At 48.8% G+C, this 21760-nt stretch carries 16 protein-coding genes and 1 tRNA gene; 8 read left to right on the top strand and 9 right to left on the bottom strand.

The genetic code is table 11. The features are described from left to right. The first annotated feature begins 106 nt into the window (after window positions 1-106). The 3 genes from FTU67_RS02875 to FTU67_RS02865 all read left to right on the top strand — a co-directional run bounded on the left by FTU67_RS02875 (window position 107) and on the right by FTU67_RS02865 (window position 6720). A complete protein-coding gene (locus FTU67_RS02875; protein ID WP_035363240.1) occupies window positions 107-2983 on the top strand; it encodes an EAL domain-containing protein in 2877 nt (958 codons plus the stop codon). A 135-nt stretch (window positions 2984-3118) separates the two neighbouring features. Next, window positions 3119-5398: an NADP-dependent malic enzyme gene (locus tag FTU67_RS02870; RefSeq protein ID WP_005179160.1), complete on the top strand. Its 2280-nt coding sequence runs from the start codon at window positions 3119-3121 to the stop codon at window positions 5396-5398. A gap of 89 nt (window positions 5399-5487) precedes the next feature. After that, entirely contained in the window at window positions 5488-6720 is a 1233-nt protein-coding gene (locus tag FTU67_RS02865; protein WP_104488290.1) for a multifunctional CCA addition/repair protein, read from the top strand. A gap of 97 nt (window positions 6721-6817) precedes the next feature. Here FTU67_RS02865 and epmA read toward each other — a convergent pair whose 3' ends face one another. Beyond that, a complete protein-coding gene (gene epmA, locus FTU67_RS02860; protein ID WP_180036456.1) occupies window positions 6818-7792 on the bottom strand; it encodes an EF-P lysine aminoacylase EpmA in 975 nt (324 codons plus the stop codon). Then, window positions 7789-8856 (bottom strand): 4-phosphoerythronate dehydrogenase, encoded by a 1068-nt coding sequence (locus FTU67_RS02855; RefSeq protein ID WP_005179168.1) that lies wholly within the window; start codon window positions 8854-8856, stop codon window positions 7789-7791. Before FTU67_RS02855 ends, epmA begins: the two co-directional genes overlap by 4 nt. A gap of 233 nt (window positions 8857-9089) precedes the next feature. Here FTU67_RS02855 and FTU67_RS02850 point away from each other — a divergent pair, with 233 nt between their 5' ends. Further along, on the top strand, window positions 9090-9722 hold the full coding sequence (locus tag FTU67_RS02850; protein ID WP_005179171.1) for a class I SAM-dependent methyltransferase: 633 nt from the start codon (window positions 9090-9092) through the stop codon (window positions 9720-9722). A gap of 69 nt (window positions 9723-9791) precedes the next feature. Here FTU67_RS02850 and cueR read toward each other — a convergent pair whose 3' ends face one another. Both cueR and FTU67_RS02840 read right to left on the bottom strand, forming a co-directional pair. Further along, window positions 9792-10184 (bottom strand): Cu(I)-responsive transcriptional regulator, encoded by a 393-nt coding sequence (gene cueR / locus FTU67_RS02845; protein WP_005179173.1) that lies wholly within the window; start codon window positions 10182-10184, stop codon window positions 9792-9794. A 72-nt stretch (window positions 10185-10256) separates the two neighbouring features. Continuing rightward, a complete protein-coding gene (locus FTU67_RS02840; protein ID WP_180061380.1) occupies window positions 10257-12725 on the bottom strand; it encodes a heavy metal translocating P-type ATPase in 2469 nt (822 codons plus the stop codon). A gap of 152 nt (window positions 12726-12877) precedes the next feature. On the opposite strand from FTU67_RS02840, the gene FTU67_RS02835 reads away from it, so the two are divergent. Continuing rightward, window positions 12878-13072, top strand: coding sequence for a heavy-metal-associated domain-containing protein (locus tag FTU67_RS02835; protein ID WP_005179178.1), 195 nt, complete (start codon window positions 12878-12880; stop codon window positions 13070-13072). A gap of 175 nt (window positions 13073-13247) precedes the next feature. On the opposite strand, the gene FTU67_RS02830 is transcribed toward FTU67_RS02835, so the two are convergent. The 4 genes from FTU67_RS02830 to FTU67_RS02815 form a co-directional block, all read right to left on the bottom strand. Continuing rightward, on the bottom strand, window positions 13248-14180 hold the full coding sequence (locus FTU67_RS02830) for an IS5-like element ISAba12 family transposase (RefSeq protein ID WP_180061379.1): 933 nt from the start codon (window positions 14178-14180) through the stop codon (window positions 13248-13250). Window positions 14181-14350: 170 nt separating this feature from the next. Next, a tRNA-Ser gene (locus tag FTU67_RS02825) sits at window positions 14351-14440 on the bottom strand. Between the two features lie 87 nt (window positions 14441-14527). Further along, on the bottom strand, window positions 14528-16564 hold the full coding sequence (locus tag FTU67_RS02820) for an NADPH-dependent 2,4-dienoyl-CoA reductase (protein ID WP_171525334.1): 2037 nt from the start codon (window positions 16562-16564) through the stop codon (window positions 14528-14530). Between the two features lie 104 nt (window positions 16565-16668). Then, on the bottom strand, window positions 16669-17022 hold the full coding sequence (locus FTU67_RS02815; RefSeq protein ID WP_005179182.1) for a hypothetical protein: 354 nt from the start codon (window positions 17020-17022) through the stop codon (window positions 16669-16671). A gap of 221 nt (window positions 17023-17243) precedes the next feature. Here FTU67_RS02815 and argG point away from each other — a divergent pair, with 221 nt between their 5' ends. Continuing rightward, complete coding sequence (gene argG / locus FTU67_RS02810; RefSeq protein WP_005179184.1) at window positions 17244-18584, top strand: argininosuccinate synthase; 1341 nt, start codon at window positions 17244-17246, stop codon at window positions 18582-18584. A gap of 57 nt (window positions 18585-18641) precedes the next feature. Here the strand turns inward: argG and FTU67_RS02805 are convergent, their stop codons facing one another. Then, complete coding sequence (locus tag FTU67_RS02805; RefSeq protein ID WP_005179187.1) at window positions 18642-19913, bottom strand: GGDEF domain-containing protein; 1272 nt, start codon at window positions 19911-19913, stop codon at window positions 18642-18644. A gap of 148 nt (window positions 19914-20061) precedes the next feature. Here FTU67_RS02805 and pyrC point away from each other — a divergent pair, with 148 nt between their 5' ends. Continuing rightward, window positions 20062-21096 carry a dihydroorotase gene (gene pyrC / locus FTU67_RS02800; RefSeq protein ID WP_034597856.1) on the top strand — a complete coding sequence of 345 codons (1035 nt, stop codon included), beginning with the start codon at window positions 20062-20064 and terminating at the stop codon, window positions 21094-21096. After that, window positions 21081-21740, top strand: coding sequence for a ribonuclease T (rnt, locus tag FTU67_RS02795; protein WP_075167718.1), 660 nt, complete (start codon window positions 21081-21083; stop codon window positions 21738-21740). Before pyrC ends, rnt begins: the two co-directional genes overlap by 16 nt. Window positions 21741-21760: the final 20 nt, after the last annotated feature.

Here is a 21760-nt window from a genome sequence, read left to right as displayed (position 1 = left end):
CTGACTAATCTCAAAATATTATTTTACAATTTCACCTAATATCAGGTTATTCATAAAATAAAATGGATTTTTACATACTCTGTAATTTATAGGGTTTTGGGGATATATGTCAGACCATCAGGATGAGCTCATGGAGCAGTATTTGTATGCTGCCCAAATCACCAATACAATCCGGCTGATGCGCTTCTTTTTGCTGAGCATCCTCATTCTCTGTTTTTATATTTATTTTATTTTTCACTACTCTTTTAATTTTTCAACTTTCGCGTTTAATGCCTGGTTCCTGCTGAGTGAACTGGGGCTGGCCGGCTGCCTGTTCTTTAATGAAATGCGCTTTAAGCCCGGTCAATACAGTATTCAAATGGCACATCGCTGGATCAAGCTGGTATGCCTGCTGGTTGGTATTAGCCTTGGTATTGGCATTGCCCTGCTGTACTATTTCCTGCCGAAGTACAGTCTGGAGATGAGCACCTATCAGGCCATTATTCTGGCGGCTTTGCTGGTGATTATTAGCCAGACCTTTGCCCTCACCTTTTTAACCCAGCGCCTGAGCTATTTTTCGCTGGTATTTATTCCGGCCATTGTGCCGTATTTAATTTCCCCGCTGTTCTTTAACAGCAACACCGAACCGCTGTTTTATCTGGCCACCAACTTTGCCTTAATCTGTCTGCTGATTTGTGCCAATACCTCCATGCACATGCATCGCCGGCTATCTAGCGTCTATTTCAAGAATAATCAGCTGAAAAAACAGGCCGAACAGCAAGTGGCCTGGACCGACCAGCTATGCCAGCAACTGCAAACGGAAATGAACCGCTCCAAAGACATTGAGCAGCAGTTGCAGTTTAATAACCAGATGCTGGAACAGAAAGTGAAAGAGCGGACCTTTGATCTGGAGCAAATCCATAAAGCCCTACAAGATCAACAGGCCAATCTGGTACTAGCGCATGAAGTGGCCGGGCTAAAACCATGGGACTGGGACATCAAGCATCGCCTGATTACCCTGACCAATGAGCATCAGCAGCTGAAAATGTCCGGCTCTAAAGCCCATCATCACAAACTGCAGCAACTGATTCACCCGGATGATCTGGCGCATTTTCGCAACACCATGAAGCAGCATCTGCGTGGCCAGACCGACCGCTATGAAGTGACCTACCGGGTACAGCAAAGCAATGGCAAATGGGTTTGGGTACATGATGTTGGCCGTGTGATTGAGCGTGACCCTGAAACCCGGCGTCCATTACGCATGGTCGGTATCCGCCGTGACATCCATCAGGAAAAAACCGATCAGGAACGCCTGAAACTGACCGCCAGCGTACTGCAGCAGGCAGCAGAAGGGATTTTTATTCTAAATGAAGACCTGCGTTATATTGAGGTCAACCCCTGCTTTGAACAGCTGACCGGCTTTAGTCGCGAGCAGATTATTGGCAAACATCTGTTTGATATTGCCAGCAATTACAAATCGCGGCAGCGCAGTATGCACAATGCTATTGTCAAGCAACTGCTCAAAGAAGGCGAATATGATGGCGAAATGGATGAAAAATACCTGTCCGGCAAAGAGCTGACCATCCGCCTGCACATGAATACCGTCAGCAACGAACAGAACCGCTCTACCCATTATGTCGGGATTGTCTCGGATTTAACCGAGCGCCGCCGGCAGGAACAGCGCCTGTCCTATCTGGAAAATTATGACACGCTGACCGATCTGCCTAACCGGTTTTATTATAACTATCAGCTGCATCAGTATCTGGTCTCACATCAGGACTCAATTAAACAGCTGGCCGTGATTCGTCTGAACATCGACCGGTTCCGGGTGCTGAATGAATATTTAAGCCATAACGGCGGCGATGAACTGCTAAGACAGGTGGCGCAGCGTTTACGCCTCATTAATGCCGAAGCGCTGTTGGTGGCGCATTTAAATGGCGATGATTTTGCCATTATTTATGAGCTATCACATATTCGTCCATCGGTGCAGCAGCATTGCGAACGCATTACCAAAGCCTTCTCGGCGCCGTTTAATATCCAGGGTCAGGACCATATTATTACCCTGTCGATGGGCGTGTCTTTATATCCTGAACATGGCCGGCAGCTGGATTATTTAAACAACTGTGCCGAACAGGCGCTGTCGGAAGCCAAGCGTCTGGGTGGCAATACCACCAAATACTATTCGCTGGAAACCACCAAGCTGTTAGAGCAGGACGTGCACATTGAGCGCGATTTACGTCAGGCCATTAAAAATGATGAGCTGATCGTCTATTACCAGCCAAAAATCAATTTCCATGATCAGCAGGTCTCCGGTTTTGAAGCCTTGGTACGCTGGAACCATCCGGAAAAAGGCCTGATTCCACCCGGCTTATTTATTCCAATTGCCGAGCAAACCAGCCTGATTTCAGAGATTGGCCATATCGTAATTCAGCAAACCGCCAAGCAGATTCGGGACTGGCAGGCACTGGGCTTTGATAACATCCGGGTTTCGGTCAATATTGTGGCGCAGCAGCTACAACGCGGACATTTGCTGGAAGATATTGATGAGGCGCTCAATACCTATCATATTTCCGGTGAAAGCCTGGAACTGGAAATTACTGAATCGTCGTTGCTGGAAAATACCGACGAGGTCAAATATATTCTGGAAGAAATCAAGAAGCGCCATATTCATATTTCGCTGGATGATTTTGGTACCGGTTATTCTTCCCTCTCTTACTTAACCGATTTTCCTATAGATGTTTTAAAGATCGACCGCAGCTTTGTGTCCAAGATTGGCCACAGCAAGCAGGAAGCCATTGTCAGTGCCATGATTGCCATGGGCAAAGCCATGGGCATGACCATTGTCGCTGAAGGTATTGAAACTGAACATCAACTTCAGTACCTCAGAAAGCTCGATTGCGACATCGCCCAGGGCTTTTTATTCTCCAAACCGCTGCCACAACAGGATGCGACCCGCTTCCTGAGTGAAAAAATGCAGACACCACTTATTGTTAGTGAATCTTAATCTATAGCTTAAACTTCTAAGTTTGTTCTAAAAATGCGCAGCTTTGACTGTGCTTAGTGCGTAAGTAATGGTATATTCGAGCAGATTTAGCACAAACCGCCAGCATCGCTGGACACAGTAACATACGAGATTCAGATGGACGATCAATCATTAAAACAGCAGGCTTTGTATTATCACGAATTTCCTACTCCAGGTAAAATCAGCGTTACCCCAAGTAAGCAGCTGGTCAACCAACGTGACTTAGCGCTTGCATACTCACCTGGTGTCGCGGCACCATGTTTAGAGATTGAACGAGATCCTTCTACTGCAGCACTGTATACAGCACGTGGCAACCTGGTTGCCGTGGTGAGTAACGGTACCGCTGTACTAGGTTTAGGGAACATCGGTCCTTTAGCGTCTAAACCGGTTATGGAAGGTAAAGGCGTTCTGTTCAAGAAATTCGCCGGCGTCGATGTATTTGACATTGAAATCGCTGAAAATGATCCAGACAAAATCGTTGATATCGTTGCTGCACTCGAACCAACCTTTGGCGGGATTAACCTTGAAGACATCAAGGCACCAGAATGCTTCTACATTGAGCAAAAACTGCGTGAACGCATGAACATTCCGGTGTTCCATGATGACCAGCATGGTACGTCAATTATCGTCGGTTCTGCGCTGCTGAATGCGCTACAACTGAACGGCAAAAACATTGCCGAAATCAAGATTGTGGCTTCAGGTGCCGGTGCTGCTGCCCTGTCGTGCCTGGACCTGCTTTGTGCCCTGGGTGCGAAAAAAGAAAATATTATTGTGGCGGACTCACGCGGTCTATTGACCACCAAACGTGAAGGTCTGGACGAGTCGAAAAAACGCTACGTACAGGATATTGAAGCGACCCAACTGGCCGATGTAATTGCCGGTGCCGATATGTTCCTCGGTCTCTCTGCTGCCGGTATTCTGACCAAAGAAATGGTCAAGCAGATGGCGGCTAATCCAATCATCTTCGCTCTGGCTAACCCGGACCCGGAAATTCTGCCTGAACATGCCCACGAAGTACGTGATGATGTAATTATGGCAACCGGCCGTTCCGACTATCCGAACCAGGTGAATAACGCGCTGTGCTTCCCGTACATCTTCCGTGGTGCGCTGGATGTGGGTGCAACCACCATTAACGAAGAAATGAAAATTGCCTGCGTACACGCGATTGCACGTATGGCACACGTAGAAGCAGATGCGGCATCCTATGGTGAAAAATCTGCTTCATTTGGTCGTGACTATTTAATTCCACGTCCGCTTGATCAGCGTCTGATTCTTGAAATTGCTCCTGCGGTCGCCAAAGCAGCGATGGATTCAGGTGTGGCAACACGTCCAATTCAGGACTTCTCGGCTTATCATCAACGTCTGTCAGAGTTTGTATATAACTCTGCGTTTATGATGAAACCAATTTTTGCACAGGCGAAAACCGATCCGAAACGCATTGCCTATGCAGAAGGTGAAGACTTACGCGTTTTACGTGCAGTACAAATTGCAGTGGACGAAGGTCTGGCGCAACCGATTCTGGTGGGTCGTACTGCGGTTATTGAAGCGAATATCAAGAAACTGGGCTTACGTCTGGAACATGGTGTGAATATCACTATTGTTGACCAGGAGAAAAACCCGGATTACGAAAAATTCGCCGATGATTACTACAGCATCATGCAGCGTAAAGGTGTAACGCCTGAATATGCGCAGCGTGAAGCACGTCGCCGCTCGACCTTAATTGCCGCAATGCTGGTGAAACACGGTCTGGCTGACGGTATGTTATGTGGTACTTATTCAAGCTACGACATTCACTTAGACTTCGTTAGCAATATCATTGGTCTGAAAGAAGGTCACAATACTTTCTTCACTCTGAATGCGCTGATGCTGGAAGATCGTAACCTGTTTATTGCCGACACTTACATCAACCGTAATCCGACAGCTGAACAGCTGGCTGAAATGACCATTCTGGCCGCTGAAGAAGTACGCCGTTTTGGTGTAACACCACGTATTGCCCTGCTGTCGCATTCAAGCTTTGGTTCAGACCAGAACGATGCCAGCGCGCAAAAAATGCGTAAAGTGTTTGATATTCTGTCTGAGATTGCACCAGAACTTGAAGTGGAAGGTGAAATGCATGGTGATGCGGCACTGGACGAAAATATTCGCCATTTCGCATTCCCGAACTCACGCTTCAAAGGTTCAGCTAACCTGCTGATTATGCCGAACCTGGATGCAGCCAATATTTCGTTTAACCTGTTGAAATCGACTTCAGGCAGCAACGTGACCATTGGTCCAATCTTGCTGGGCGCAGCGAAACCGGTACATATTTTAACGCCAACAGCGACCACCCGTCGTGTGGTGAATATGACTGCGTTAACCGTGGCAGAAATTCAGCAAGCGGAACAAGACGCGCTATAAAAACTGAATGCCGAGTGAAAAGCTCGGCATTCTGACTTGAGAAAACCTCTATTCTGTTGCATGATGACCTCAAGAATAGAGGTTTTTTCATGCAAGTTTATTTAGTAGGCGGTGCGGTGCGAGATCATTTGCTGGGGCACCCCTATCACGAAAAAGATTATGTGGTTGTCGGGGCAACACCCGAACAGCTTCTGGCCCAAGGCTATCAGCCCGTGGGCAAAGACTTCCCTGTGTTTTTACATCCTGAATCAAAAGAAGAATATGCACTGGCCCGTACCGAACGTAAAGCCGGTCAGGGCTATCATGGTTTCGAGTTTTATACTGCACCCAATGTCACGCTGGAAGAAGATTTAATCCGTCGTGACCTGACCATTAATGCCATGGCCATGGATGAAAACGGCCAGGTCTATGATCCTTATGGTGGACAGCAGGATCTGGCGCAAAAAGTGCTGCGTCATGTTTCCGACGCCTTTGTTGAAGACCCATTACGTGTACTCAGAATTGCCCGTTTTGCTGCGCGTTATAAAGCGCTGGGCTTTCGTGTGGCCGATGACACCCTGACCCTGATGCGCACGCTGGCAGCATCTGGCGAGCTGGATACCTTAACCCCGGAACGGGTCTGGAAAGAAACTGCACGCGCCTTGCAGGAAGATCATGCCGATGAATACTTTGAAGTGCTGCGTCGCTGCGGTGCCTTAAAAGCCTTGTTCCCGGAAATTGATGCCCTGTTTGGGATTCCACAGCGCCCGGAATATCATCCGGAAATTGACTGCGGCGTGCATACCTTAATGTCCCTGCAACAGGCCTGCCGCCAGAATTACAGTCTGGATGTGCGTTTTGCCGTGCTGGTGCACGACTTGGGCAAGGCCCTGACCCCAGCCGATGAATTACCGCGTCATATCATGCATGAAGAACGTGGTATTCAGCCGGTTACTGACCTGTGTGACCGCCTGAAAGTGCCGACCTATACCAAACAGCTGGCACTGGCGGTGTGCAAGGAACATTTAAAATGCCATCAGGCCCTGACCTTGAAACCGGGCACCTTATGGCGTCTGTTACAGCGTCTGGATGTATTGCGTCGTCCGGAACGGGTAGAAGCCTTTGTCCAGGCCTGTGAATGTGATTCGCGTGGCCGTTTAGGCATGGAAGATCGGGACTATCCGCAGGCCGATTATGTGCTAAAAGCCATGCAGGTGGTGCGCGGCATTAAAGCACAGGATTTACCGCCTGAGATTAAAGGCCCGGATATTGGTGAAATGCTGATTCAGCGCCGTATTAAAGCCATTGAAGTGCTGAAAGCAGAATATACCGCCGCAAGCTAAAATTGAGTCATAAAATTAAAAATACCCGTGTCGTGCACGGGTATTTTTATTTCCTAGGGATGAATCATCCCCCTGTGCTGATCTGGATGAAGCCGCCTTAAGACCGTTCGGCCGGAAAAGTAATTACCTGTTCCAAACGCATCTGCTGGGTGGCAATCATCAATAAACGGTCAATACCCAGCGCAATACCTGAACATGGCGGCATCTGAGGCAAGGCACTGAGCAGATATTCATCAAGTGGCATCACATGCAAGCCCAGTTTTTCCCGCTCCTGATTGTCGGCTTCAAAACGGCCACGGAGCACCTCGGCATCAGCCAGTTCATCATAGGCATTGGCCAGTTCCAGCCCTTCAATGTACAGCTCAAAACGGGCGGCAACCAGTTCGCCATCTTCATCGACACGGGTTTTGGCCAGTGACGCCAGTTCCGGCGGGAAATCAGTCAGGAATACCGGCGTGTCAAAGCCCAGACTAGGCTCAACCATATGCGAGAACAACAGGTCGATATAGCCCAGACGATCATCACCTAAATCGAGGCTTAGCCCGACACGCTGACAGCAGGCTTTCAGTTCCTGCAATGTCGCTTGCAGCGGATTCAGATCCAGCCGGTCCATAAAAGCATGTTTATAACTCAGTACTGTCGGACGCACTTCACCAAAACGCTGTGCCAAGGTCAGATTGAGTAAATCGGTGACTTCAAACATCAGCTCTTTCAGGCTAAAACCCGGGCGATACCATTCCAGCATGGTAAATTCGCTATTGTGTTTGCGGCCGTGCTCATCATCACGAAACACCTTGCAGATCTGGTAAATCGGGCCGCTACCACTGGCCAGCAGGCGTTTCATGGCAAATTCAGGCGAAGTTTGCAGATAATGCGTCTGCTGCTGGCCCAATACATGACGCTTGGCCTGTACCGAGCTTAAATGTACATCGGTGACACCGGCCTGCGACAAAATAGGCGTTTCCACTTCCAGCACTTCGCGCTCAGCAAAAAACTGGCGAATCTGGGCGTACATCTTGGCGCGGGCGCGCATAGCCTCAAGACTACAGGTCGGCTGATAGTTCAGGCTCATGCGGCTGGCCCTCCATGCGCAGCCCATTCACGGCGCAGCGGATAAGTCTTGCGTAAATGGTCAAAGGCCTGCTGATCGACCTTGCCGTCTTTTAAGCAGGCACGTAATTTGGCGTCATCGGCGGCAATATCATACATCTGTGGCAGATGCTGTTGCAGTGCGGCTTTTAACGGCTGACCACTAAAATAATCGCTGCACGGCGGCAACTGGTTTTCAAAGCGTTTATGTGCCACTTGCCCAAAGACTTCACAAAAAGCGGCATAAATCATTTGTGTGCCGCGGGCTTTGCCTTCCAGACTGTAACCGGCAATATGCGGCGTTACCAACGTGACCAGATGTAATAATTCGGCAGAAATTTCCGGTTCATGCTCAAATACATCCAGCACCACCGCACGCCCGGTCTGCTGGATATCGGTCATTAATGCCTGCTCTGCCACCACCGGACCACGCGCTGAGTTAATTAAAATTGCATCCGGCTTCATCTGGGCCAGGGTTTCGGCATTGAACAGATGATAGGTCGGATACGGACCGGTTTTGGTCAGCGGCACATGAATCGAAATGGCATCGGCCTGAGCCAATACGTCTGCCAATGCCAGTTGCTGCACACTTTCACGTTGCACCAAAGGATCATAAGCCACCACTTTCCAGCCCAGCAGTTCCGCCATTACCGCCAGACGCGAACCGACATTGCCCAGTCCGATAATGCCCAGACAGAACTGCTGGCCTGCTTCCAGTAAGGCTGGACGCACATGCAGTAAGGCGGTAATCACATATTCGGCAACCGCCTGTGCATTACAGCCGGCGGCATTGGACCAGCGAATCTGCTGCTGTTCCAGCGCGGCAATATCCAGATGATCGGTACCAATGGTGGCACTGCCCACAAAACGCAGCTTGCTGTGCTGGATCAGTTCGGCATTGACCTTGGTTACCGAGCGCACCAGTAAGGCTTCGGTATCGTGCAGGTCCTGCGCAGTTAAGGTCCGGCCCGGACGATGGGAGATTTCACCAAACTCGGCAAAAAAATAATCGGTAAAGGCCAGATTTTCATCGGCAATAATTTTCATAAGGCAATCCAATGCTTTGATCTGTCCATGATAACGCCTGAAGGCCCTGCGGATGAAGCGCTATTGCAGTAAATACACTGAATATTAACCGCAGCAAAGCCGGCCCATCAGGCTTCACCCAAATACAACTTGCCGAAGCCGAATAAAACAATATATGTTTTTATAATATGTTATAGTCAAGGCCAGTCTTAATCTTCTCCCCCGTTTATTTTTAACCAATGAAGGGCCTGCATATGACACCTCGCTTTAGCAATCCATGGGATGAACGCTACCACAGCACCGATCATTTATATGGCGAAGCGGCCAACGTTTTTATTCAGCAGATGGCCCAGCAGTTAGCGATTTCTGGCGCTACGCTGGGCATTGCTGAAGGTGAAGGCCGTAACCTGATTTATCTGGCCGAGCGCGCCCGTGAACAGCAACTGCCGTTTGCCGGACTACTCTGGGATTATTCGACTGTTGCGCTTGAAAAAGCCCAAAAACATGCCCAGGCCAAACAGCTGACCTTGGACACCGCCGCGGTGGATTTAAGTCAGGTAGAATGGCCGGAAAACCAGTTTCAGCATGCGATTTGCGTGTTTGGTCATGTCAATCAGCCGACCCAGCAGAAATTACTGCACGGCGTGCGTCATAGCCTGAAATCCGGTGGCTGGTTCATTGGCGAGGTCTATTCCAAAGCACAACTGGCCTATGCCACCGGTGGCCCGGGCAATCCTGACATGCTGTATGATCCACGTGATTTTCTAGAGATCTTCCAGCAAGATCATCTGCTGCATTTCTTTGTCGGTGAAGTGGAACGTCATGAAGGACAGCTGCATCAGGGGAAGTCGCATGTGATTCAGTTTGCCATTCAAATCCGTAAATAAAGCATAAAAAAGGAGGATGAATCTGCATTGATTCATCCTCCTGCAATTCGATTCCTGCTGCTTACTGGCTTATCCGCCTTTTTCAATCTGGTCCAGAATGGCACATTCCGCGCTGTGATTGCCCTGACAATGCTGCGCAGATTGCTGCAACAAATTGACCATGTCCTGTAAACGCTGGATTTTCTGGTTCAGCTCATCAATATGTTTTAAGGTCAGCGCTTTCACTTCTGCACTCTGGCGGCCGCTATTTTTCCACAGCGAAATCAGTTCTTTCATTTGCTCGGTAGAAAAGCCCAGCTCGCGGGCATGACGAATAAAATTCAGGGTTTTTAAATCCTGCTCGGAATAGACCCGATAACCAGCAGCACTGCGCTGGGCAGCCGTGAGCAGGCCGATACTTTCATAATAACGGATCATTTTGGCAGAGATGCCCGACTGCTTTGCGGCTTGACCAATATTCACATGCTTCTCGCTCAATACGGCGGTTTAAGACCTGCCTCCGATCTTAAACCGAAAATGTCCTGACGCCAACGGCTATTGCAGCGGCGCGGCAAAGCGCTTCAGGCGTAAAGCATTGCCCAGCACAAACACGGATGACAGTGCCATTGCGCCTGCAGCAAACATCGGCGACAGTAAAATGCCCCACAGCGGATACAGCACGCCGGCGGCAATCGGAATTAAGGCCACGTTATAAACAAAGGCCCAAAACAGGTTCTGGCGGATATTGCGGATAGTGGCCTGACTTAAAGCAATCGCATTGGGAATGCCTTTTAAACTGCCGGACATCAGCACCACATCGGCGGCTTCAATGGCTACATCGGTACCGGTGCCAATGGCCAGCCCGACATCGGCCTGTGCCAGCGCCGGGGCATCATTAATCCCATCGCCGACAAAGGCCAGACGGCCATATTGCTGCTGCAATTCACGTACGCTATCGACTTTGCCTTCCGGCAGAACTTCGGCAACCACAGTATCAATTTTTAGCTGCCGGGCAATCGCTTCGGCGGTATACCGGTTATCGCCGGTGATCATTGCCACTTTTACGCCCAACTGATGCAAGGCTTCAATCGCGGCAAAGGTGCTGTCTTTGATTGGATCGGCCACGGCAATGATGGCCGCCAGTTGATCCTCTACCGCCACATACAGTGGTGTTTTTCCCTCCTGCCCCAAACGTACCGCAACCTGATCAAAGGCTGTGGTACTTAAACCCAGCTGATGCATATAACGGTCGGCCCCGATATACAGCCATTGACCATTGACCTGCCCTTTCACGCCGGACCCGACAATCGAATCAAAATCGCTCACAGCTGGTAAAGATAAGCCTTGTTGCTGGGCAGCTTCGACAATAGCAAAGGCAATCGGATGCTCCGACTTGGCTTCTACCGCCGCCACCCAGCTTAATAATTGCGTCTGCTCAAAACCGGCCTGTACATGAAAATCGGTCAGTTGCGGCTTGCCTTCGGTTAAGGTGCCGGTTTTATCTACCGCCACCACCTGCGCTTCCTGTAACAGCTGCAAGGCTTCGCCTTTACGGAACAGAATGCCCATTTCTGCCCCACGTCCAGTGCCGACCATAATCGAGGTTGGAGTGGCCAGCCCCATAGCACATGGACAGGCAATAATCAGCACCGCTACAGCATTGACCAGACCAAAGGTCAGCGCCGGTTCAGGACCAAAAATCAGCCAGACCAGAAAGGTCAGCACAGCCATTAGCATTACGGCTGGCACAAACCACATGGTGACTTTATCGACCAGCGCCTGAATGGGCAGTTTGGAGCCTTGCGCCTGCTCGACCATGCGGATAATTTGCGCCAGCACCGAATCTGCCCCCACCGCAGTTGCGCGGATGCTCAGGCTGCCATTCTGGTTGATGGTGCCGCCCACCACGGCGCTGCCTGCCATTTTTTCTACTGGCAGCGGCTCTCCGCTAATCATCGATTCATCGACATAACTGCGGCCGTCCAGCACTTCCCCATCCACCGGAATCCGCTCTCCTGGGCGGATATCGACCTGCATACCCGAGCTGACTTCAGCCAGCGGCACTTCCACACTTTGGCCATTACGTACAATGCGGGCGGTTTTTGGCTGCATGCCGATCAGGTGCTGAATTGCCTGCGAGGTGCGGCCTTTGGCTTTGGCTTCAAAATAGCGTCCCAGCAAAATCAGGCTTACAATCACCGCGGCAGCTTCAAAATAGACATTGACCGTGCCTTCCGGTAACAGCTGTGGCATAAAAGTCGCCACCACCGAAAAGCTGTATGCGGCCAGGGTTCCGACTGCCACCAGCGAGTTCATATCCGGCGCGAAACGCAGCAAGGCCGGAATGCCTTTTTGATAAAAACGCCGGCCCGGAAATAGCAATACCAGCGTGGTCAACACGAACTGCAACAGCCAGCTCGGCATCTGCCCGATCTGATGCATGACCCACATATGAAAAGCCGGAATTAAATGCGAGCCCATTTCCAGCACAAATACCGGAATGGCCAGCACCAGGGAAATTAACAGATCACGTTTTAGTTGCTGCTGCTCGCTGGCTTTCTGATCCGCCTGTTCAGTGGTGGTCGTGGTCTGCAGCTGGGCATCATAACCAGCCTTACGGATGGCCTGAATCAGTTTATCGGCACTGACCGTAGTATCGGCTTCGACCCAGGCCTGCTCAGTGGCCAGATTGACATTGGCTTGCTGCACACCCGGCACTTTTTTCAGGGCTTTTTCTACCCGCGCCACGCAGGAGGCACAGGTCATACCGTCAATTGACAATTCGATGGGTGCCGCGACGACCACATCATAACCGGCACGCTCAATGGCTTTGACCAAAGCGGCCCGGTCAAGTGGTGCGGAAGATTCCACCACGGCCTGTTCGGTGGCCAGATTGACATTGGCCTGCTCGACCCCATCCACTTTTTTTAAGGCTTTTTCCACCCGGCCTACGCATGAAGCACAGGTCATGCCCTGAATAGACAATGTTTCACGAAAAACAGCAGATGAATTTGAGATGCTCATGCCCTACCTCGGCCAATACCCGGATTTCCCTACAGCATACAGATTGACATCATGGGAAGGTCAAGTCTCTGCGCATAAAAATTTGGCTTGACCTTCCCATCATGACAAGCTTTAAACTGAAAGCATCTTCACATGACTCATGGAGCATCTTAATGAAACTGCATATTGCCAATATGACTTGCGGCGGCTGCGCCCGCGGTGTAACAGCCACCATTCAGGATGTGGACCCGAATGCCAAAGTTGACATTGATCTGGACAGTAAAATCGTGACCGTCGACAGCAGTGCCAGCGTAGATCAGCTGGTGGCGGCGCTGAATGAAGATGGCTTCCCGCCAGAAGTGCAATAATTTCCAGGCACCCTCAAAACCGCTACTGTCCAATACACTGCTAGCGTCAAATAAAATCGCCTCCGTGATACAGGTATCAGGGAGGCGGCAAAAGACGAATGACCTATAACGGACAACGGGACAGGCTTTGTTGCACAAAGATTTGAAATGCAAAGCGCCCTTAATTGAGCCAAATTTAAGGCGTAACTTGGGTAAGTGGGCGACCTAATTCCGTAAATCTGTTAAGGACTGCTACACGTGCATGGATCTCATTCACTTGGCTATCAAAACTCCTTGCACTGAGTTTATCTCCTAATAATTTGATGCAATGCATCTTAGTTTCAACCAAACTTCGCCGATGATAGCCTGACCATTTTTTCCATAGTATCCTACCTAAACGTTTAATTGCTCGAAGTAATTCATTTCGCTCTAGCGAGCTACTCTTTGTATCTTTCCATGGTTTCGCATTTTTTCTAGGTGGAATCACCGCATGCGCTTGCCGATCTGCAATGACCTGACGGCATTGCTTGGTGTCATAAGCTCCATCGGTATAAACAGAGTTAATCTGCTCATCTTGTGGAATCTGATTAAGTAAATCACCAAGCACCTGTGAATCACTGACATTATTGGTTGTAAGCTGAACTGCTCGTATTTGTAGGGTTTTAGCATCTATACCAATATGAAGTTTACGCCATTGGCGACGATATTCAGGTCCATGTTTCTTGCGTTTCCATTCGCCCTCACCTAGAAACTTCATGCCTGTAGAGTCCATAAGTAGATGCAGCCCATCACTACTTTTTTGGTAGCTGATTACAATATCAATATGCTTTTGTCTTCTACAAAGCGTGGTGTAATCTGGAGCTATCCAATTTAATCTGCAAAGTTTAATCAGACTTTGCACAAAGCCAGTGACCATACGTAAAGACAGACGGAATAAGGATTTAATCATTAAGCAGCATTGGATGGCTGCGTCGGAGTAGGTTTGATTTCGCCCTTGTTTGCCTTTTGATGGCGCATACCATTGCGTAGCAGGATCAAACCAAATGGCAATATTTCCGCGACTCATGAGTGCTCGGTTATATGCGGGCCAATTGGTTGTGCGGTAGATTTTGTGTGCAGGCTTCTTCATTTGAAAATTATATCGCTGAAAAACCCTTTACAGATAGGTTTGTGCAACAAAGCCAGTACTAGATGAAATACTAGGTTTTCACTTAAGCAACAAATATGTTTAAGCTTATTATTTGCTAACATTATTTCCAAAAAGAAAAAAGCCCTGACACTGTCAGGGCTTTTTGAATTTGGCGGAAGCGGTGAGATTCGAACTCACGGAGGACTCACACCCTCGTCGGTTTTCAAGACCGGTGCATTAAACCGCTCTGCCACGCTTCCATGTGCGCCATAATACGAAGCTTTTTTCCATCTGACAAGTAAAAATTACATTCAAGTGACTCAAATGAATATTGTTTCATCAAATGTTTAAAGTTTGGCGGCCAATTCAGCACCTTCGCGAATGGCGCGCTTGGCATCCAGTTCTGCTGCCAGTTTTGCCCCGCCAATAATGTGATATTGCGCCAAGGTCTGCTGGCCAGTTGCCGGCATAATCTCTTTAACAGATTCCTGCCCGGCACAGACCACCACGGTATCGACTCGCAATAACTGGTCATGGCCATCCATTTCTACCCACAAGCCTTCATCACCAATGGCTTTATATTGCACCCCACGCAACATGCGTACGCCGTGCTTTTTCAGTTGTGCACGATGCACCCAGCCGGTGGTCTTGCCTAGCCCGGCACCCAATGGCGTGGTTTTACGCTGCAACAAATAAATTTCACGGACCGGGGGATGAATTTCCGGTGCCTGCATACCGCCTTCAGATACATAGTGTGGATTTAAATCGACACCCCACTCGCGTTTCCAGTCCTCCACAGGTTGCGGCTGTGGCTGCTGCTCCGGTTTTAATAAAAACTCGGACACATCAAAACCAATGCCACCGGCACCGATCACCGCCACTTTATAACCGACAGGCGCGCCATTGAGTACTTCGGCATAAGACAGAACCTGTGGTAAATCGCTGCCCGGAATGTTGAGTGCACGCGGCACCACGCCAGTGGCAACAATCACCTCATCAAAGCCTTCACGTTCCAGCTGCTCGCGGTTGACTTTGGTATTCAGGCGTACATCTACGCCGGTTTTTTCCAGTTGCACCTTAAAATAGCGGATGGTTTCGTGGAATTCTTCTTTGCCCGGAATCACTTTGGCCAGATTAAACTGCCCGCCGACATCGGCATTGGCTTCAAATAATGTCACCTGATGACCACGGCCTGCAGCCACCGTTGCAGCAGACATACCAGCGACTCCACCACCCACCACGGCAATCCGTTTTGGCTGTTTGGTTTTGACATAGACCAGTTCGGTTTCATAAGCAGCACGCGGATTGACCAGACAGGTGGCGCGCTGGTTTTTAAAGGTATGATCCAGACAGGCCTGATTACAGGCAATACAGGTATTGATTTCATCGACCCGGTTGGTGGCGGTTTTATTGACCCAGAAAGCATCGGCCAGTAAAGGACGCGCCATCTGAATCATGTCGGCTTTGCCCGCTGCCAGAATTTCTTCGGCCGTATCTGGCATATTAATCCGGTTAGAAGCAATCACAGGAATCGACACTTGCTGTTTCACGGCTGCGGTGTAATCGACAAACGCCGCGCGCGGCACCGAAGTCACAATGGTCGGAATACGCGCTTCATGCCAGCCAATACCGGTATTCAGTAAAGTCACACCGGCCTGTTCCAGGGCTTTGGCTACCGTAATGACTTCATCCATAGTGTTGCCATCATGTACCAGATCCAGCATCGACAGACGGAAACAGATAATAAACTTATCGCCAATTTCTGCACGAATGGCTTTGACAATTTCCACAGCAAAGCGCATTCGGTTTTCAATCGGGCCACCCCAACGGTCATTGCGCTGATTGACATGACGGCTTAAAAACTGGTTTAGCAAATAGCCTTCAGAACCCATGATTTCCACGCCATCATAACCGGCTTTTTTGGCCAGACTGGCGGTTTTCACATAGTCCTGAATGGTGTTTAAAATCTGTTTATCGCTGAGTTGGCGCGGTTTAAATGGTGAAATTGGCGATTTAATCGGGCTAGCCGACACCACAAAAGGCTGATAGCCATAACGGCCGGCATGCAGAATCTGCAACAGGATTTTGGCGCCATGCTTATGTACCGCATGTGTCACCAGGCGATGCGGTGCAATATCCCCCAAGGTATTCATGGTGCCGCCGGCCGGTAATAACCAGCCCTGACGGTTCGGGGAAATCCCGCCCGTAATAATCAGGCCAACGCCGCCTTTGGCACGCTCACCAAAATAGGCCGCCAGTTTCGGATAATTATAAAAACGGTCTTCCAGACCGGTATGCATGGACCCCATCACCACCCGGTTTTTCAGGGTAGTAAAACCTAAATGTAATGGACTGAGCAGATGTGCATAGCTTGTTGTCATCATGTATTCCTGTACGCTGGCTTTGCAACTTGTTGCATAATACTGTAGCGATTTTTTATTATTTGTTTATGGCATTTTCAGAAAATTATCATGACAAACTGCCAATGTCAGTTCTGCCACTGCTTGCTGCTGCTTTTCCATAGTGCAATTGCACCGAGCACCGTGCCAATTGGAAAGCTTAATAACATTAGCACGGCCAAAATACGCGACAGTGTGCGTCCTTCACCATCGCCCCGTTTCACTTTTAAACAGGCGCTGATATTCAGATAAATCAACAGCAGCATCAAGGCCATCACAATCACTAAATTGACTGTGGCAATACTGCGCTGCTGATATTCCAGATACAGGAACACCACCGCACTAAAACTGAGTAAACCGGCATAAATACCATGAACCAGCGCCAGGGTTTCATTGCGGTTATTGTTGGAGATCAATGGGGGCGGTGTGACATTGGGCTGCATCGGCATTTCCTCTCTGTGGATATAAATTGTTCTATCATACTCAAGCCAGGAATGGGCTGCTGTGGCCGAAAATAAACTGAAACCGATGAAAAAAGTCTAACTTTTTTCAGAAAGCAAATTTTTCAGAAAACATCGTTTCGGAAAAGTGCTACAATAGCGCCATTTTCGAATTCTCCTTGGCCACCATTTTGGTTGCCTATATTCATAAGTTAGGACTCGCAATGACTGATAATGCAACGATCTTGCAAAGCGTACCAGTAGGCAAAAAAGTGGGTATCGCCTTCTCTGGTGGTCTAGATACTTCTGCTGCTTTATTGTGGATGAAACAAAAAGGCGCTGAACCTTATGCCTACACAGCAAACTTGGGTCAGCCAGATGAAGATGATTACGATGCTATTCCGAAGAAAGCGGAAGCCTATGGCGCAGTAAAAGCACGCTTAATCGACTGCCGTTTACAGCTTGCACTTGAAGGTATTGCTGCAATTCAGTGTGGCGCGTTCCACATTTCAACAGGTGGTGTGCCTTACTTCAACACCACACCACTAGGCCGTGCAGTTACCGGGACCATGCTGGTTACTGCCATGAAAGAAGATGACGTGAACATCTGGGGTGATGGTTCAACCTATAAAGGTAACGACATCGAGCGTTTCTACCGTTACGGCTTACTGACCAACCCGGCGCTCAAAATTTACAAGCCGTGGTTAGACCAGACCTTTATTGATGAGCTAGGCGGCCGTGCAGAAATGTCACAGTTCCTGATCGACAACGGCTTCGACTATAAAATGTCAAAAGAAAAAGCCTACTCGACTGACTCGAACATGCTGGGTGCAACGCACGAAGCCAAAGATCTGGAATACCTGAATGCCGGTATCAAGATTGTTGAGCCAATCATGGGCGTTGCGTTCTGGAAAGATGACGTTGAAATTGCACCTGAAGAAGTTTCAATTACCTTTGAAGAAGGTTTCCCGGTTGCACTGAATGGCCGTCGTATCGAAGATCCGGTAGAGTTCATTCTGGAAGCCAACCGCATTGGTGGCCGTCACGGTCTGGGGATGTCGGATCAGATCGAAAACCGTATCATTGAAGCGAAATCTCGTGGTATTTACGAGGCTCCGGGTATGGCGCTGCTGCACATCGCTTACGAGCGTTTAGTGACAGGTATTCATAACGAAGACACCATCGAACAATACCGTATTAACGGTTTACGTTTAGGCCGTTTACTGTATCAAGGCCGCTGGTTCGATTCTCAAGCACTGATGCTGCGTGAAACTGCACAGCGTTGGGTTGCAAAAGCCATTACTGGTACAGTGACTTTAGAACTGCGTCGTGGTAATGACTACACGATTATGAACACTGAATCTGAAAACCTCACCTATGAAGCTGAGCGTTTGACCATGGAAAAAGGTGATTCAATGTTCACGCCAATGGATCGTATTGGTCAGTTAACCATGCGTAACCTGGACATTACCGATACCCGTCAAAAACTTGGCATTTATACCGGTGCTGGTTTACTGGCCGTGGGTACAGGTTCTGCTGTTCCTCAATTAAAAGACAAGAAATAAGTTGTCTCTATGAAAAAACCGCCTTCGGGCGGTTTTTTTGTGCTTGCTGTTTGGGATTTATTCCAGCCCCTGCAGAATATCGCTGACCTGCGCGGTCTGATAATAAATCTGGTTCCGGCCGAGTTTTTTCGCCCGGTACAGCGCCTGGTCGGCACGGCTAATCAGATCATCCTTGGAAATCTCGAGCTCGCCTTTATACACGGTAAAACCCAGGCTGATAGTAATGATATCGGACACACTGGATTTTTCATGTGGAATGGCCAGCCGTTCAATCGCCCTAAAAATATTTGACGCCACCGCATAAGCACCATGCGCATCAGTTTCAGGCAGCAACACCACAAATTCTTCGCCGCCATAACGCGCCACAAAATCCATATGCCGAATCGCGTCTTTAATGGACTTGGCCACTGATGAAATGACTTCATCACCTTTTTGATGGCCATAAAAATCATTAAACAGCTTAAAGAAATCGACATCAATAAATAGCAAGGACAAGGGCCGTTCATCATGCCGCGCCTGCTCATAATAGCTGTTCAGCATTTCATCAAAGTTGCGCCGGTTCGACACTTTGGTCAGTGCATCATGCTGGCTTAAATGCAGCAATTCTTCACTGTTAATCCGGTTAATTTTCTCGCCGAGTTTCGCCTGCTGCATCACCAGAAAGATCATCCGCTCTCGGGTACACAGCATTTTACTCATTAAAAAACCCATCACTACGCTGCCGATGAGCACCCGCGCCATCACCATCACATCAATTGGAATGTAAAAGGTAAACAGCATGACCATGGTCATGACTGCCGCCATTAATCCGGTCAGCAGCATATGAAATGGTTTTACCCCGGTCAGCACATAGCCCATGATATAAATGATACAGATGATCATCATGGCCTGATATTTCAGTGCTTCGGTATACACGGTCATGGTCAGCCAGGTCATCGACAGGATGGCCCAGAACACCAGCGCCATGGCGGCATAGGCAAAATAGCGCCGCAGGATTTTATAATGCGCAAAGAAAAACAGCGTCAGCAGACACAGACCACCATTGAGTAGCCCGAGCAGACAGCGGATAAAATCATGCCAGAAATGTTGCGGCTGGATAATCCAGTAATCCCCGGGAATGACCAGCATGGTCAGAATAAAATAGACCAGCACCCCCGACCAGAAATACTGGTTAATATTATGCCGGGCACGCTCCAAATACTGCTGCCAAAATTCCTGTTCCAGCTGTTTCGGAAACACCTGACCCGCGCTGCGTCGTTGCCGGGCAATCAGTGCCTCTATTTTTTCCTTGTCGTATTGCAATTGGACAAGCTTATATTTGTATTCCATTGACATAAAATATAATTTTTATAGTCGCTTAAAAATAACACAAAATGATAAAAATTAATTCAATATAAGGCATCTTTTGTCTAGATTTGACGTTATCATTGTCAGGTTTATAGATTATCATTCCATTTATTTTTCGATCGGCATCACCTTGAATACGATTACTCTTTTACAGCCAGATGACTGGCATGCTCACTTACGTGACGGTTTAGCATTAAAACGTACAGTTCCAGATCTTGCCAAACAGTTTGCACGAGCGATCTGTATGCCGAATCTTGTCCCGCCTGTAAAAACCGTGGAAGAAGCGATCAGCTATCGTGAACGCATTATGGCGCATGTGCCAGAAGGCGTGGCGTTTGATCCGCGCATGGTACTGTATTTCACCGATCAGACTTCGCCAGCCGAAGTGAAAAAAATTAAAGACTCCGAGCATGTCAATGCCATCAAGCTGTATCCGGCCGGTGCAACCACCAACTCGGACAATGGGGTCAGCGACATCCGTAAAGTCTATGCGGTGATTGAACAGTTAGAAGAACATCAGGTGCCGCTGCTGTTACACGGCGAAGTAACCCATCAGCATGTCGATATTTTTGACCGTGAAAAACGCTTCCTCGATGAAGTATTGGCACCTTTATTAAAACAGTTCCCGAAACTGAAACTGGTGCTAGAACACATCACCACCAGCGAAGCAGCGCACTTTGTCCTGGAACAGGACCGCAATGTAGCAGCCACCATTACTCCGCAACATTTGCTATTTAACCGCAATGACATGCTGGTTGGTGGAGTTAAACCACACTTCTACTGCCTGCCTATTTTAAAACGTCAAACCCATCAGCAGACTTTGCTGGAAGTGGCGACCAGTGGCAACCCAAAATTCTTCCTCGGAACCGACAGCGCGCCGCATTCTAAAAATGCCAAAGAAAATGCCTGCGGCTGTGCCGGCTGCTATAGCGCACCAACCGCCATTGAGCTGTATGCGCAAGCCTTTGACCAGGTCGGTAAACTGGACCGCCTAGAAGGTTTTGCCAGCCACTTTGGCGCAGACTTCTATGGTTTGCCGCGTAATACTGGTACGATTACCCTGGTTAAAGAAGACCAAGTGATTCCTGCAAGTTTAGACTATTTGGATGGTGAACAGATTGTTCCGCTATATGCCGGTCAAACCATCCAATGGAGAAAAGTGTGACAGACGAAACTCTACCTTTAATTGGTCAGCGTTTCCGTGGATTCTTACCTGTTGTGGTCGATGTCGAAACAGCAGGTTTTAATTCGCAAACCGATGCCTTACTTGAAATAGCCGCCATTCCGATTGTGTTTAATGCGGAAGGCCATTTTGTTCCGGGTCAGGCCTATCATGCGCATATTAATCCGTTTGAAGGGGCCAATCTGGACCGTCGTTCACTCGACTTTATCGGGATTGATCCGTTCAACCCGATGCGTATGGCCATGGCTGAAGATGAAAAAACGGCGCTGAAACGTATTTTTAAATCCGTGAATGAAGTGCGTCGCCAGCAAAACTGTACTCATGCAGTGCTGGTCGGCCACAATGCGCATTTTGATCTGGGCTTTTTACAGGCGGCCATTGCCCGTACCAGTACCAAAAACCAAAATCCGTTTCACAGCTTTTCCGTACTCGATACCGTAACCTTAAGCGCAGTGATGTTCGGTCAAACGGTACTGGCCAAATCCTGTATTCAGGCCGGCATTGAATTTGATGGCAAAGAAGCGCACTCTGCCCTGTACGACACACAAAAGACCGCGGAACTGTTCTGTTATATTTTAAACAAACTCACCCCGCATCTACTTGACACCTTGGTGGCGGATCAATAAGATACCGCCATCTTCTAAAC

The sequence above is a fragment of the Acinetobacter sp. YH12132 genome, from assembly GCF_013418645.1.
Classification (GTDB): Bacteria; Pseudomonadota; Gammaproteobacteria; order Pseudomonadales; family Moraxellaceae; genus Acinetobacter; species Acinetobacter indicus.
The sequence above is the reverse complement of the archived record's forward strand: the minus strand, read 5'-3'. Positions and strand labels throughout refer to the sequence as shown.